At 72.4% G+C, this 14,006-nt stretch carries 11 protein-coding genes and 1 pseudogene; 8 read left to right on the forward strand and 4 right to left on the reverse strand.

Going from position 1 to position 14,006, the window contains the following annotated elements; all coding sequences use genetic code 11:
- Positions 1-29: 29 nt before the first annotated feature.
- Entirely contained in the window at positions 30-992 is a 963-nt protein-coding gene (locus PV682_RS32175) for a LysR family transcriptional regulator (RefSeq protein ID WP_319735286.1), read from the reverse strand.
- A 188-nt stretch (positions 993-1,180) separates the two neighbouring features.
- Here PV682_RS32175 and PV682_RS32180 point away from each other — a divergent pair, with 188 nt between their 5' ends.
- The 5 genes from PV682_RS32180 (at position 1,181) to PV682_RS32200 (ending at position 7,841) form a co-directional block, all read left to right on the forward strand.
- Positions 1,181-5,125 carry a beta-ketoacyl synthase N-terminal-like domain-containing protein gene (locus PV682_RS32180; protein WP_319735287.1) on the forward strand — a complete coding sequence of 1,315 codons (3,945 nt, stop codon included), beginning with the start codon at positions 1,181-1,183 and terminating at the stop codon, positions 5,123-5,125.
- Positions 5,126-5,248: 123 nt separating this feature from the next.
- Positions 5,249-5,920, forward strand: coding sequence for a TetR/AcrR family transcriptional regulator (locus PV682_RS32185; RefSeq protein ID WP_319735288.1), 672 nt, complete (start codon positions 5,249-5,251; stop codon positions 5,918-5,920).
- A 59-nt stretch (positions 5,921-5,979) separates the two neighbouring features.
- Complete coding sequence (locus PV682_RS32190) at positions 5,980-6,666, forward strand: DUF418 domain-containing protein (RefSeq protein WP_319735289.1); 687 nt, start codon at positions 5,980-5,982, stop codon at positions 6,664-6,666.
- A gap of 138 nt (positions 6,667-6,804) precedes the next feature.
- Positions 6,805-7,512 (forward strand): sensor histidine kinase, encoded by a 708-nt coding sequence (locus PV682_RS32195; RefSeq protein WP_319735290.1) that lies wholly within the window; start codon positions 6,805-6,807, stop codon positions 7,510-7,512.
- 11 nt (positions 7,513-7,523) lie between these two features.
- A complete protein-coding gene (locus tag PV682_RS32200) occupies positions 7,524-7,841 on the forward strand; it encodes a sensor histidine kinase (RefSeq protein WP_319735291.1) in 318 nt (105 codons plus the stop codon).
- Between the two features lie 19 nt (positions 7,842-7,860).
- On the opposite strand, the gene PV682_RS32205 is transcribed toward PV682_RS32200, so the two are convergent.
- A complete protein-coding gene (locus tag PV682_RS32205; protein WP_319735292.1) occupies positions 7,861-8,253 on the reverse strand; it encodes an ArsR/SmtB family transcription factor in 393 nt (130 codons plus the stop codon).
- Positions 8,254-8,350: 97 nt separating this feature from the next.
- On the opposite strand from PV682_RS32205, the gene PV682_RS32210 reads away from it, so the two are divergent.
- The gene (locus PV682_RS32210; RefSeq protein WP_319735293.1) at positions 8,351-9,616 is read left to right on the forward strand and encodes an MFS transporter; all 1,266 of its coding nucleotides are present in this window, start codon (positions 8,351-8,353) and stop codon (positions 9,614-9,616) included.
- A gap of 1,073 nt (positions 9,617-10,689) precedes the next feature.
- Here the strand turns inward: PV682_RS32210 and PV682_RS32215 are convergent.
- A complete protein-coding gene (locus PV682_RS32215) occupies positions 10,690-11,652 on the reverse strand; it encodes a quinone oxidoreductase family protein (RefSeq protein WP_456154979.1) in 963 nt (320 codons plus the stop codon).
- Between the two features lie 495 nt (positions 11,653-12,147).
- Between PV682_RS32215 and PV682_RS32220 the strand changes: the two are divergent.
- Positions 12,148-12,297, forward strand: a pseudogene (locus tag PV682_RS32220) (IS5/IS1182 family transposase); the annotation flags it as partial.
- A gap of 67 nt (positions 12,298-12,364) precedes the next feature.
- Here the strand turns inward: PV682_RS32220 and PV682_RS32225 are convergent.
- Positions 12,365-13,036 (reverse strand): TetR/AcrR family transcriptional regulator, encoded by a 672-nt coding sequence (locus PV682_RS32225; protein ID WP_319735295.1) that lies wholly within the window; start codon positions 13,034-13,036, stop codon positions 12,365-12,367.
- Positions 13,037-13,056: 20 nt separating this feature from the next.
- Between PV682_RS32225 and PV682_RS32230 the strand changes: the two genes are divergently transcribed.
- The gene (locus PV682_RS32230) at positions 13,057-13,944 is read left to right on the forward strand and encodes an alpha/beta fold hydrolase (RefSeq protein WP_319735296.1); all 888 of its coding nucleotides are present in this window, start codon (positions 13,057-13,059) and stop codon (positions 13,942-13,944) included.
- The last annotated feature ends 62 nt before the right edge of the window (positions 13,945-14,006 follow it).

The following is a 14,006-nucleotide window of genomic DNA, read 5'->3' on the forward strand; positions in this document are numbered from 1 at the left end:
AGTCCGGTTCGGAGGTCGTGAACCCGGGTTCACGGATGCCGTACCGGCAGCTTGCGGGGGGCCGCCGTACGGGAGACTCGTCGGTGGGCCGGGGGTCCGGTGACGGCTTCGGGCACCCGGAGCGGCGTACCGGTGCCCGGCAGCGGCTCGGGCGGGCGCAGGCGCTGGAGGTGGCGGATCACATGGTCGGGGGTGACCTCGGTGTTCCAGACGATCTCGGTGATCACCGGGGGCAGTGCGGGCAGCGGGATCTCGACCAGTTGCCCGGACTCCAACTGGGCTCCGACCGCGATGGCGGGGACGACGCCCACGCCGAGGCCGCCCAGCGCCGAGGACTTGACGCCGTCCACGCTGCCCACCTGCTGGAGGCGTACGTCGCCGAGGCGGGGCAGCGCCTGCCGCTCGGCGAGGTCGCGGTACACGCAGCCGGGGGCGGTGACCAGGAGCCGGCGGGGCCGGGCCGCGGCCTCGGGGGTGCCGACCAGGACGGGGCGGTCGGTCCAGAGGTGCCGCCGGTTCTCCTCCCGGGCCGGGGGCGGGGCGGTCGTGGAGTTGATCAGCGCGGCCGACAGGTCGCCCCGCTCCACCTGGTCGCGCAGTTCGGCGACCGAGCCGACGAAGACCTGCATGTCGAGGTCGGGCATGAGGCGGTGCAGGGTCCGCAGCAGGCCGGGCAGGCGGTAGGTGCACAGGGAGGCCGTGGCGCCGATGTGCAGGGCGGCGCGGCTGTCCTGCGCGGCGGCCGTCACCGCCGCCTGGGCCTTGGCCAGTTTGTCGAGGATGTCGCTCGCGTAGTCGAGGAAGCGGGCGCCGGCCCTGGTGAGCCGGTTGCCCGCGTTGCCGCGCTCCAGCAGCGGGGTGCCCAGGGAGCGTTCGAGTGCCTGGAGGTGCGCGGTGACCGTCGAGCGCGCGTAGCCGAGCCGGTCGGCGGCCTCCGCCAGGCTGCCGCTCTCCGCGACGACGACGAATGTCTCCAGTTTCTGGACGTCCATCCCGCAACCCCTCCCGTGTCCTGACCGAAGCACATACTTGTACTGGAGTTCAGCTTAAGGGTGTCGCGGCCGGGCACAGGGGGTCCGGGGGGCACCTTGACGAGCCCTTGACCCTGATCGACCGCAGAACAACTTTGTTCTCCGGTATAGATTTGAACCACTGATGGGGACAACGGGGGAGGGCCCACATGAGCACAGCGGAACCGATCGCCATCGTCGGGATCGGGTGCCGGTTTCCCGGCGCGGCCGGCCCGGCGGAGTTCTGGGAGCTGCTGGCGGCGGGCACCGACGCCGTCACGCCCGTGCCGCCGGACCGGTTCGACGTCAGCGCCTGGTACGACCCGAGCCCCGGCGCCCCGGACAGCCTGATCTCCCGCCACGGCGGCTTCCTCACCGGCCTGTTCGACTTCGACGACGCGTTCTTCGGCATATCACCGCGCGAGGCACGCACCATGGATCCGCAGCAACGCCTCCTCCTGCACACCGTGTGGGAGGCGTTCGAGGACGCCGGAATCCCGCCGTCCACCGTCCGGGGCAGCCACGCCGGAGTCTTCGTGGGCCAGTCGACCGCCGAGTACGCCGAGACGACGGGCCGCGCGGCCACGGCGGACGTCCGCGCCCTGGCGGGCGGCAGGCTCCGCGCCGTCACCGCCGGACGCCTCTCGCACGCCTTCGACCTGCGCGGGCCCAGCCTGGTCCTGGACACCGCCTGCTCGTCCTCGCTCGTCGCCGTGCACACGGCACGCCAGAGCCTGCTGTCCGGGGAGTGCGACCTGGCCGTCGCGGCCGGCGTCAACGCGGTCCTCTCCCCCCTCGACGCGGTCGCCTACTCCCAGGGCCGGATGCTCGCCCCCGACGGCCGGTGCAAGTTCGGCGACAGCCGCGCCGACGGGTTCGTACGCGGCGAGGGCGTGGGAGCGGTCCTCCTCAAGCGCCTCTCCCGCGCCCTCGCCGACGGCGACCCGATCCGTGCCGTACTGCTGGGCAGCGCGGTCACCAACGACGGCGACGGCAGCGGCCTGCTGCTCCAGCCGGCGGTGCCGGGGCAGGCCGCGATGCTGCGCGCCGCCTGGCGCAGCGCCGGGGTGGCGCCCGGCGAGGTGGACTACGTCGAGGCGCACGGGACGGGGACGACCGTCGGGGACGGGGTCGAACTGCGGGCGCTGGCGGAGGTGTTGCGGGAGCGGGGAGAGCCGCGGGAGCGGAGAGAGCCGCGGGGCACAGGGGAGTCCGCGCCCTGCATGCCCTCCGCGCCCTCCGTACCGGCAGAGCCGACTCCCCCGCCGGCGGGCCAGGCTCCCCCGTCAGCGGGCCCGGCGCCCTTTCCGTCGACCCCGGCACCGGCGCAGGCAAGCCCGGCACCGTCGCCGGCAGGCCCCGCGCCCTTGCTGGTGGGCTCGGTGAAGACCAACATCGGGCACGCCGAGGCCGCCGCCGGGATCGCCGGGCTCATCAAGGCGGTGCTCATGGCCGAGCGCCGTACGGTGCCCGCCTCCCTCCACCACGCCTCGCCCCACCCCTGCCTCGCCGAACCCGGGTTCCCCGTCGCCGTGGCGGACCGCGCCGCCCCGCTGCGGCCCAGGGGCGAGCGCGCGGTGCTCGGGGTCAGCTCGTTCGGCCTGTCGGGGACCAACGCCCATGTGGTGGTCGGGGAGTTCACGGCCGAAGCCGTCGGGCCCGAGCCGTCCGCCGAGGACGGTGTACCCGGCCCGCACCTCCTCGTCCTCAGCGCCCGCACGGACCAGTCCCTACGCCGGCTCGCCCTGCGCTACGCGGCCCACCTGGAGCCGGGCGGGCTCGGCCGGGGCCACCGCCTGCGGGACATCTGCCGTGCGGCGGCGACGGGCCGGGACGCGCACCCGCTGCGACTGTGGGCCGTGGGCGACACGCACGACGACCTGGCCGGCGTCCTGCGCGCCCTGGCGGCGGGTGAGCCGACGCCCGACGGCGCGCTGCACGAGGCGGGTTTCACCGGTCCCCGTGACGTGGTCTTCGTCTTCCCCGGCCAGGGCTCGCAGTGGACCGGCATGGGCCGCGAACTCCTGCGGACCTCCGACGCCTTCCGCGCGGCGATGCGGGAGTGCGACGCGGCGGTCCGCGAGGAACTGGGCTGGTCGGTGATCGAGCTGCTGGAGAAGGGACCCGAGCCGGACTCAGTCTCCGTGGTGCAGCCCGTCCTGTGGGCCATGGAGGTCGCCCTGGCCGCACACTGGCGCGCCCTGGGCGTCGACCCGGACCTGTGCGTCGGCCACAGCATGGGAGAGGCGGCGGCAGCCTGCGTGGCGGGCGCCCTGTCCGTCCGGGACGCGGCGCGGGTGATCTGCCGCCGCAGCGCGCTGATGCGCCGGCACGGGGGACACGGCGCCATGCTCGCCGTGGAACTCTCCCCGCAGGCGGCGCACGCCCTGGTCGAGCAGTACGGGGACGGAGTCTGCGTGGCCGCCGAGAACTCCCCCGCCGCGACCGTCCTGGCCGGTGAGCCCGCCGTGCTCGACGAGATCGCCGCCGAACTGGACCGGCGTGCGGTGCTGTGCCGCCCGGTCGACGTCGACGTCGCCTCCCACTCCCCGCTGATGGACCGGGCGGCGCGGAAACTCCCGGCCCGGCTGGCGGATCTGGAGCCCGGCGTACCGCGCACGGACCTGTTCTCCACGCTCCGGTGCGCCCCGGTGACGGGCGGGGACCTCGACGGACGCTACTGGGCCGACAACCTCAGACAGCCGGTGCGCTTCGCCGAGTCCGTACGCCGTATCGCCGAGGACCGGGACGCCGTCTTCGTGGAGGTCTCCCCGCACCCCCTGCTCGGCCAGGCGCTCGCGGACATCCAGCAGGCCGCGGGCCGGCCGCCGGCCGTGGTGTCCACGCTGGTGCGGCGGCGGAGCGAGCCGGCGCAGGCCCTGCGCGCCCTGGGCCATGCGTACGGCCTGGGCGCGCGGGTCGACTGGCGGCGCTGGTTCGGGCCCGGCACGCCGGTGCCCCTGCCGCTGTACGCGTGGGACGCGCGCCACCATCGCGCCGAACCCGAGGCGGCGGCCCCGCGTCCCACCGCGCCGCGCCCGGCCGAACGCCGCTTGCGGCTGTCCCGGCTCACCGGCTCGCCGGATACCGCCGTGACGGTGCACGGCGTCGCCCGGACGGCGGTCGTGGCCTACCTCCAGGCCGTCGCCGAGACGCTGCGCGACCTCTCCGGTGAGGGCACGGCCGAGCTGCGGGACGTACGCCTCGGCGACCGGCTGCCGACGCGCGCGCAGGCGGACGGGACGACGCTCGTGGTCCGCGTGCGGGAGACACCGGACGCCGGGTACGGGTTCCGCGTGGAGGCACGGCACGACGCCCCCGACGCGTACGGCGGTCCCGCCCTGTGCGTGTCCGGAACCGCCAGGATCGTGCCGGCGTCCTCGGGCGTCGCGTCGCGGGGCGAACTGGACGGGGCGCTGGCGCGGTGCGGCGAGTACGTCCCGGCGGCCGAGTTCTACCGCGCGGCCGAGGCTCGCGGGTACCACGTCGCACCGGGACTGCGGGCCGTACGGCAGCTGTGGCGGCGGGAGGGCGAGGCGGTGGCCCGGCTCGACCTGCCGGCCGGCACCGGGGCGGACGCCCTGGAGGCCGCGCTGCTGGTCATGCTCGGGGCGTGGCCGCACTCCGGGGACGCCGACTGCGCGTACCGGCCCGTGTCGTTCGAGCGCGTCGTCCTGGCCGGGGTGGAGCGCGGCGAGGTCTGGAGCCTGGCCCGGTTCACCCCGGAGCGCGGCGGGGATCGCGCGCGCTGCGATGTGGTCCTCACCGACGCGGACGGCCGGGTGCTCGCCGGTTTCCAGGGCATCGGGCTGCTGCGTGTGCCGGAACGCGGGGCCGCCGCCGCGACGCTGGCCCCGGCCGGGGCGCCGGCCGCGCGCGGTTCCGGCTCGGTCGCTGACCGGCTCTATCTGCACGCCGCCACCGTGCTCGGCACCACCGTCGACCGGGTCGACCCCCGGCGGTCGCTGCGCGACCTGGGCCTCGACTCGTTGATGGCTCTCCAGCTCCGGCGCGTCCTGCGGCAGGACCTCGGGGTGGAGCTGCCGGCCAGCCGGCTGCTGGGCGACGAGAGCGCGGGAACCCTGGCGGCCGGTCTGGCCGACGTACGCGTCTGACCGGCGGGGGCCGCCTCGGCGGGTGCACGACCTCTCCCCCGTATCCGCACCGACTCGATCCAGAACCAGGATATAAAGATGAACCACAGTACAGAGATGTGGTCGAGGGAGACGGAGACACCGATGGCAGCCGAGGAGGCCCAGCCCGCGCGCCCGCCCGGCAGGCGGGAGCGCAGCAGGCGGCGTATGCACGACCTCCTGTACACGTCGGCCCTGGAACTGTTCGCCGACCAGGGGTACGAACGCACCACGGTCGACCAGATCGCCGAACGCGCCGACGTCGCGCGGGGGACGTTCTTCAACCACTTCCAGCGCAAGGAGGACCTGGTCACCGAATGGGCGCGGCAGCGGCAGGACAAACTGCGGGCGTTCATCGAGAAGTCCCTGGCCGACGAGGCGGACGACACCACCGTCCGGCTGGAGCGGTGCATGTCCGCGCTGGCCGACTTCAACGAGACGGAGCGCGACCTGACCCGGGTCATGCTGACGGCCTGGGTCAAGTCCGGCCAGCCGCTCCTGGAGGAGCCCGAGTACGCCGGACACGTCTTCGTGCGGATCGTCTCGGCGGGCCAGGCCCGGGGGGACGTCGCGCTCGACGTCGACCCGGTGACGGCCGGCAACCTCCTGCGCGACGCCTACCTGGGGCTCCTGTACCGCTGGACGCAGGCGTCCGACGACCGGGCGCCCCTCCACGTCGAGTTGCGCGCCCTCCTGAGGATCGTCCTCACCGGCGTCCTGTCGTACACCCGACGCGGCTGGACAGCGGAGACCCCCTCCCCGCCACACCGCCCGTGACTGTCTGCGGGCTTCCTCCCCCGAAGTGATGAGGCGAATTCCCTCGCTTCGGGGTCGGCATGGCCATCCAGTTCGACTCCGCGATGCGGCGCGGCCACCGGTGGCCGTGGCGGTACGAGTGGCGTTCGCTGCTGCTGCTCGCGGACTTCGACATCCTGATGGGGTACGCACTGACGGCGATGGTCGTGGCGCCGTTGCCGAAGCTGCGGACGCGGTGGCTGGTCCTGGCGGCAGGCGTGGCCGGCGGATTCCATCTCTCCATGCAGCTCCGCGAGTTCTCGACGCTCGCCGTGGGCGGGCTCGGCGTGGGGATGCCGCTGATGCTGTGGGCGTACGTCGGGCTGCCCGGTGCGACGCACCTCGACTCGCTGTCCCGGTACACGATCGCCCCGGTGGTGGCGTCCGGGTACCTGGGGCTGGTGCTGCTGCGGCGCGGTGGCGGACGCGGGTTCCTGGCACGGCGGGTGGCGGGGGTGGGCCGTACCGCGCTGTCGTGCTGCATGCTTCAGAACGTGCTCGCGATGGTCGCGTTCAGCGCTTGGGGCCTCAGATTCGGGCCGCTCGGGGCGGTGGGTACGGTGGTCGCGTGGGCGGTGATCAGCGGGATACTGATGCTGGCCGCGTCCTTGTGGCTGCGGCGTTTCTCGCAGGGACCGTTCGAGCTGGTGTGGAAGGCCGCGGTGGACGCGCCGTTCCGCAAGCGCGCCGCCGGCGTCCCGGCCCGGCAGCGCGTCGACGCTTCCTGACTGAGTTCTCATGCCGCGCTTTCACCGTGTGACGGTCGCCGCCGCGATCGACCTCGGTGACCTGCACTGGTTCGAGTTCAGGCTGTCCTGGCTCGCGGTCGTCCTGGCCGCCGGGGTCGCGCTGGGGGTCTCCCTGGTGTGGCACCGGCCGCGGCGCTCGCGGTCGCCGGGTCCGGGTACCTCGTCGCGTGGACGGGGTTCGTGCTCATGCCCGAGCCGAGACTCGTGCCGACCATGGCGCAGGCCGCCGTCCGGGTCGTCGCCTTCGGGCAGATCGCCGAGGGGACGGACCGGATGCGGGTCACCGCCGTCGGCGTGCTCGGCGGGTGCGTCGCGCTGGACGCCCTCCAGAGCCTCCGGCTCGTCAGGGAGAGCGACACGCCGCTGACGATGCTGCTGTTCAACGCGATGACCTCGACGTTCGTCCCGCTCGTGCTGTGCGCGGCGGCGTACGCGGTGCGCGGGCGCCTCCAGTTGGCCACGGCTCGGGCCGCGCAGGCCGAGCGGCTGCGGGAGTTGGACGCGCGATCCGCGGCACACGCCGAACGGGTGCGGCTGGCACGGGAGTTGCACGACGTGGTCGCCAACCGGCTCAGCGCGGTCGCGATGCGGATCACCGCCGCCGGGCACGTACGGCGCAGCGCGGTGACGCCCGAGGGCGAGGTCCTCGACGAGATCGGGCGGGAGATCGACACGGCCCTCGGTGAACCGCGCAGCATGCTGGGGACGTTGCGCAGTGACGGCAGCGGTACGCCGACGGCTCCCCCGCCGTCGCTGGCGCACGTCGAGGAGCTGGCGCTGCGGTGCGGGGCCGAGGTGGAGGTGGTCGTCGAGGGGGGGCGGTGAGGTTGCCGAGCGTGGTGGATCTGGCCGCGTACCGGATCGTCCAGGAGGCACTGGCGAACGTGACCCGCCACGCCCGGCCCGCGCGGGCCGTGGTCACCGTCGGGTACCGCGAGGACGGGGTGCATCTGCGGGTCGACGACGAGGGGGCGTCCACAGCGACGTCCGGCGCTCCGGCCGGTCACGGAATCATCGGCATGCGGGAACGGGCGGCGTTGTGCGGCGGGTGGGCCGGGGCAAGGGTGCGGGCCGACGGAGGGTGGACCGTCGAGGCGGTGCCGCCTCTGCGTGAATCGGCGCCCCACCCCAAGAAGCCGTCTCCCCTCGTATAGGCGACCTGAGCGAGCCGCGTCAGTTCTCGTCGGGCGTCCAGGCCGCGACCAGGTCCAACAGGCCGGGGAAGCGCGCGTCGAGGTCGTCGACACGGACGTGACTGCGGCGCTCCAGGCCGTACTGGCGCTGTCGGGTGATGCCCGCCTCGCGCAGGGCCTTGAAGTGATGGGTCAGGGAGGACTTGGGACGGTCGAGGCCGAACCAGCCGCAGGTGTGGTCGAAGTGCTCCGACTCCAGGAGAAGTTTCCGCACGATCCGCAGTCGCAGCGGGTCGCTCAGCGCACCCAGCACCGTCTCCAGACGCAGTTCCTCCAGCCCGGGCTCGGGCAACGGCTCAGGCAGGTCGGCGGGTTCCGGCAGCACCGTGAAGTCCGGCACCCGTACGGACGCCGGATGCGCCGTGGAAGGCATGGGCAACTCCTCATGACCAGAATCCTATGTACGACTCCAATCGTACTACCTGCTATGTTCGACAAAACTCGTACTGCACCAGCAGGAGGGACCTGTCATGTCGGAGAGTCGAACCACGCCCGTGAAGCCGGTGGGCAAGGGGGAGCCCGCGGGCAACGAGCCGTCGCGGGCAAGCACCTCCCCCACTCCCACCTGGTGGGTGTGGCTGGCCGCCTGGCCGGTCACCGCGGTGTTCATCCTGTCCAACGCGGCGACCCCGCTGTATGTGCTGTGGCAGCGCGAGATCGGATTCTCCAAGGGCACCCTGACCGTGATCTTCGCCTTCTACATCGTCGGCCTGCTCGGGTCCCTGCTCGTCTCCGGCGTCGTCTCCGACCGGCTCGGCCGCAAGGCGGTCCTGCTGCCCGCTCTCGGGCTCGCGCTGGCGGCCTGTGTCATCTTCGCGACCGCGTCCAGCGTGGCCGCCCTGATCGCGGCCCGGCTGTTCACCGGCATCGCCGTCGGCTCGGTCGTCTCCGCGGGCATGGCCGCGGTGACGGACGTCGCCGGCCAACACCGCAAGCGGCTCGCCGCCCTGCTCGCCTCCTGCGCCATGGTGTTCGGGGCCGGCCTCGGCCCGCTCGTCGCGGGCGTCCTGTCCGAGACCGCGCCCGCTCCCACCGTCACCGTCTTCGTGGTGGAGATGGCGCTGCTCTCGACCGCGGTCCTCGCCGTGCTGCGCATGCCCGTACGCCGGCCCGCGGCCCCCGCCAAGGGCGCCTGGATCCGCGTACCCGGCGTCCCGCACGGCAGCGGCCTGCAACTCACCCTCGGCATCGCCGTGTTCGCCCCCGGCATCACCGCCACGTCGTTCGTGCTCTCGCTCGGCCCATCACTGCTGTCCGGCCTGCTCGGCACCACCAGCCGGATCACCGCCGGGGCCATGGCGTTCGCGATGTTCCTGACCGCGACCGGGGTGCAGTTCGCGGTCCAGAAACTGCCCCGGCGCACCATCCTGACCGCCGGGGCGGTCGGCACCACGCTCAGCATGATCGCTCTCGCCACAGCCGTGCACACCTCGTCGGTCCCCGTACTGATCACCTCCGCGCTGCTGGCCGGGGCGGGCCAGGGCATGGGGCAGCTCGGCGGGCTCTCCCTGCTCAACCACAGCGTTCCGGCGCAGCGGCTCGCCGAGGCCAACGCGGCGCTCAACGTGGGCGGTTACATACCGGCGGGCCTGCTGCCGGTCTCGGCCGGCTACCTCAGCGACGCCATCGGGCTGACCGACGGCGCGACCGTGTTCGCCGTCGTCCTGATGAGCCTGGCCGTCATCGGCGGCCTGGTGGTCATAGCCTCCCGGCGCCGGGCAGCCGAGCCCGCGTGAACGGCCGGCACCCTCACGCCCCCTCCCCCGTCGAGTTCCCCTTGGGCACGGATCGCCTGGAAGAGCAGGTCGCTCGATTCGGCCCAGCGGTCCACCACGTCCGTCCGGCCGTGCAGTACGTCCGAGATGTGCTGGGCGCCGAAGAAGGCGCAGACCAGCACCCTCGCGACCGCCTGCGGCGACAGCCCGTCCCGCAGTTCACCGGCCTCGGCGGCGGTCAGCAGGGAGTTCCGTCCAGTCGACGTACGGGGTCGGCAACTCGGTATCGATCTGCGGGCGTTCGATCAGTCGCACCCCGGAAACTGACCGTCGCGGCCACCCTGCACACCGCCCCCGCCAGTCCGCCGAGGCACTCGCTCGCTGGGACGCCGCCATGGACGTGGTCAGCGACGCCTCCCACCACAAGCTCGTCGAGGACCCGGACCTGCCGTCGCCGCCGACCACGACCACCGTCTCGCCTCCCAGCACCTCGGCCGCCCCCAGCCCGGCCCCACCGACTCCTGGGCCACCCACTACTCCCCAGGCCGCTGGGCCCACGAAACCGGCAACATCATCGCGGTCCGGGACACTGTCACCGGCAAACAGCGCGAAAGCCGGATCGTCGCTGTGGCCGCCATCCACGCGGCTCGGCCGAAGATGATCCGCACCATCCAGCTGGGCGACGTAGACCTCGGCAACCGGCGCATCACCGTCGGCGGTCGTGCCCGCCAGCTCGACGACATCGCCCGCCGTGCGGCCCTGGACCGGCTCGACCGCCGTCGAACTCGGCCCGGCCGGCAACCTCTGGACCGTCCGGGCCACCCGCAACCTCACCGCCACCCTCGAACGGCTTCGCGTCGACCGCCGACTCGAAGAAGCCCTCACTCACGGCGCCGACCCGCTCCACCTCGCCCTCGCCCTCGTCTTCGGCATCGACGAGAAGACCGCCATCCGCTACGCGGACTCAGCCAGGCAGCTTCTCCAGGCCGACCTGGAAACCGGCCTCGGGGAACTCGGTACGGCGGTTGGCGCTGAGATTGATCGTGGTCGGCCAGCACACAGGCTGGAGAGATCTCCGACCTCGTCGCCCGCGATCAGCTCTGCGTCTCCTCGCGGCGTCCAACAGCGGCCGCATCGGGTACGACGAGCAGCTTGCCGGTGGTACGCCGAGCCTCCAGATCGGTGTGGGCCTGGGCTGCCTCGGACAATGCGTAGCGGCCCGTCACGGTGACCTCAAGTGCCTTGGAGCGCACCCACTCGAACACATCGGCGGCCCGTCGGAGCAGTTCGGACCGATCGGCGATGTAGTCCCCGAGGCTGGGCCGGATCAGGGTCAGCGAACCGCCTTGGGCGAGCCGGATCGGATCGAACGGCGGCACGGCACCACTGGCCGCGCCGAAGAGCACGAGATGGCCGCGGGGCCGCAGGCTGGCGAGGCTCGCATCGAAGGTGTGCGCGCCGACGCCGTCGAAGACGACCGGCAGTCCCTGACCGCCGTTGAGCCGCCTCACCTCGGCTGCGAGATCGTCGACCGCGGAGGAGAGGACCACCTCAGCGGCCCCGGCACGCTTCGCCAGCTCGGCCTTCGCCGTGGTCGACGTCGTGCCGATCACCCTGCCCCCGAGATGGGTGACGAGCTGGGTCAGAAGCAGCCCCATGCCGCCGGCAGCCGCATGCACGAGCACCGTGTCGCCCTCTTGAACCGGGTAGGCGTCCTTGACGAGATAGTGCGCGGTCATGCCTTGGAGGAGTACGGCGGCGGCTGTCTCGAAGTCGATGTCGTCGGGCAGCGGCACCAGCCGGGAGGAGTCCACGACGGCCCGCTCGGCATACGTGCCGGGAATCTCCGCCCAACCGACCCGGTCCCCGACCGCGACGTCAGCGACGCCGGGTCCGACTTCGACGACTGTGCCGGCACCCTCAGCGCCCGGGGTGAAGGGCAGCGGCAGGCTGTACCGGCCCTCGCGGTGGTAGACGTCGAGGAAGTTGACTCCGGATGCGGCGACCTCCACGACCGCCTCACCCGGACCCGGCCGCAGCTGGTCCACCTCGGCCACCTGCAACACCTCGGGACCGCCCACTTCGTACACCTGAATCGCTCTCATGACCCCTCCAATTAACGGCTCATCAACCACCAACCCCGTCGCCGGCGACCCGATTCCCGGCAACCAGACCAGCCCGCCACCCCCGCCGAGAGCTGAGACGCCCGCTGTGCACCCGGGTCCGGGATGCACGTCACCGCCGCCCCCTGCCAGCCGCTCAACGGCGGCCACGGCTTCCCCGCGATCCCCGCCCAACGCGATGTTCCAACCGGGCCTGACGCACTACACGGGACGCCCGTCGCCCACCGTCTCATCCACCTTCGCCTTCTCCGCTTCGGCTGCTTCCTCCTGCGCGGCAGCAGTCTCATGGCGGGTCGGTGCATGGGCGCCTCCAGCTCCCAGCTCCGCATCGTCCTCGCCCCACGGAAGATCGGACTGAAGAAACTGGACGTTCATGATCTCGCGGGCGAAGCTACCCGGGCCGTCGGGGTCCGCGACCACCGGCGTGAAGTTCAGCACCGCGGCCGACGGGACAGTCTTTCCGCCGGTCAGCAGGCCCTCAACCGGTCCCATGCGAAGGTCCGGGCACTGGTTGAACAAGCCATCGCCACCCTCAAGTCCCGACGGCCCCTGCGCAAGCTCCACGGCTCCTCGTCCAAGCCGTCCCCACGGCTCGGACCGAGGTTGAAAAGGGCTCGGTGGCCGACCCCGCGTCGGTCGGCTGCGCTCAGGCTTCTGGGCCCAGTGCGGCCGGCTGATCGCCGCTGCCGTGCGCCAGCGAGGCGAGAATCTCCTTGCGGCAGGCATCGAGGATTTCGTCGGCCAGCGGAGAATCGTCGGGGCATGCCCGCGACAGCACGATCGCGCCGATCGAATGGGCGAGCATGCCGATCAACGTGGTGCGGGCCGCGCGCTGGTCCTCGTCCCCCGGCGTGTCGCTCGGCGCCTGAAGGGCCGTCAGCAGGCTCTCGATCCCGGCTGCGAACTCTGCTTTGACCTCCGCCGGCTGACGTGCGGCATCGCCGCTGAGAGCCGCGATGGTGCAGCCGTCGCCGCGCCCGTCGCGATGCTCCCGGGAGACGTACCTCTCGACGAACTCGGCCGGGCCCAGACCTTCTGCCCGTGCCGCGACCTGCGAGAGTCCACTCGCGGACGCTTCGGCCATCAGGTCGGCCTTGGATCGGAAGTGCTTGTAGAACCCGCCATGGGTGAACCCGGCGGCTGCCATCAGTTCCGCCACGCCGACACCGTCATAGCCGCGCTCGCGGAACAGCCTGGCTGCTGTCGCGACGATATGCGCGCGGTTCTGCTCCGCCTGTGCCTTGGTGACCCGCATGTCCAGCCACCCTCCTGTGAGTCGACGCTCGTCACCCAAGGATACATAGATGACGATCGACATCAAAGAGCTTGACTTTTTAGATGTCGATCGTCATCTTAATGTTCATCCCCGCCAGAAAGGCCCAGGCCATGAGCGACACGCATGTGACCGCACCGACCCAGTACGTCGAGGTCGACGGCGACCGGTTCGCCTACCGCCGCTGGGGGGAGCCCTCCGGCGTCCCGATCTTCCTCGTCCAGCACTTCCGCGGGGGAATGGACCACTGGGACCCGCTGCTCACCGACGGCCTGGCCGAGGGCCGTGAGGTCATCCTGTTCAACGGGCGCGGCATCGCCTCGTCGTCCGGCACGCCGCGCAACCGGATGGAGGACATGGCCGACGACATCGCCGCGGTCATCCGGGCGCTGGAGCTGGAGCAGGTCGATCTGCTCGGCTTCTCGATCGGCGGTTACCAGGCACAGGAGGTCGCGCTGCGCCACCCGCGGCTGGTGCGCAAGCTCCTCCTGCTCGGCACCGGCCTGCGGGGCGGGGACCCGACGACGGACCCCAAGGTGTACGAGCTGGCGCCGAATCCGGTCCCCACCGTGGAGGACTTCCTCTTCCTGTTCTTCGGCCGCTCACAGGCGGCGGTCGAAGCGGGCCGGGCCTTCTGGGAGCGACGCCACCAGCGGGCCGACCAGGACCCGCCGAGCTCGCCCGCGGTCGCACAGGCGCAGCTCGAAGCAGTTGTCGCCTACGCCGAACCCCTGCTCGGCGAGAATCCCTACGCCCACCTGAACGCGATCACCCAGCCGACGCTGGTCCTCAACGGCTCGAACGACGTGATGATCGCGTCGATCAACTCCTGGCACCTCGCCCAGAACATCCCCGACGCGCAGCTGCTGATCTACCCCGACGCCGGGCACGGAGCGCACTTCCAGTACCCCGAGCGGTTCCTGAAGCACGCCCTTCAGTTCCTCGACGAGTAAGCAGCACTACCGGGGCCAGCCCCCACACACACCGAAGCCCCGCCGATGAGAAGTAGGCAGAC

Origin of the sequence: Streptomyces niveiscabiei (genome assembly GCF_033794345.1) — a bacterium.
Lineage (GTDB): Bacteria > Actinomycetota > Actinomycetes > Streptomycetales > Streptomycetaceae > Streptomyces > Streptomyces niveiscabiei.

Coding starts and splice junctions, on each gene's coding strand:
- PV682_RS32210 (WP_319735293.1), top strand. CDS start 8,351: ATGTCGGAGAGTCGAACCACGCCCGTGAAGCCGGTGGGCAAGGGGGAG.
- PV682_RS32175 (WP_319735286.1), bottom strand. CDS start 992: ATGGACGTCCAGAAACTGGAGACATTCGTCGTCGTCGCGGAGAGCGGC.
- PV682_RS32190 (WP_319735289.1), top strand. CDS start 5,980: ATGGCCATCCAGTTCGACTCCGCGATGCGGCGCGGCCACCGGTGGCCG.
- PV682_RS32180 (WP_319735287.1), top strand. CDS start 1,181: ATGAGCACAGCGGAACCGATCGCCATCGTCGGGATCGGGTGCCGGTTT.
- PV682_RS32230 (WP_319735296.1), top strand. CDS start 13,057: ATGTCGATCGTCATCTTAATGTTCATCCCCGCCAGAAAGGCCCAGGCC.
- PV682_RS32205 (WP_319735292.1), bottom strand. CDS start 8,253: ATGCCTTCCACGGCGCATCCGGCGTCCGTACGGGTGCCGGACTTCACG.
- PV682_RS32225 (WP_319735295.1), bottom strand. CDS start 13,036: ATGTCGATCGTCATCTATGTATCCTTGGGTGACGAGCGTCGACTCACA.
- PV682_RS32185 (WP_319735288.1), top strand. CDS start 5,249: ATGGCAGCCGAGGAGGCCCAGCCCGCGCGCCCGCCCGGCAGGCGGGAG.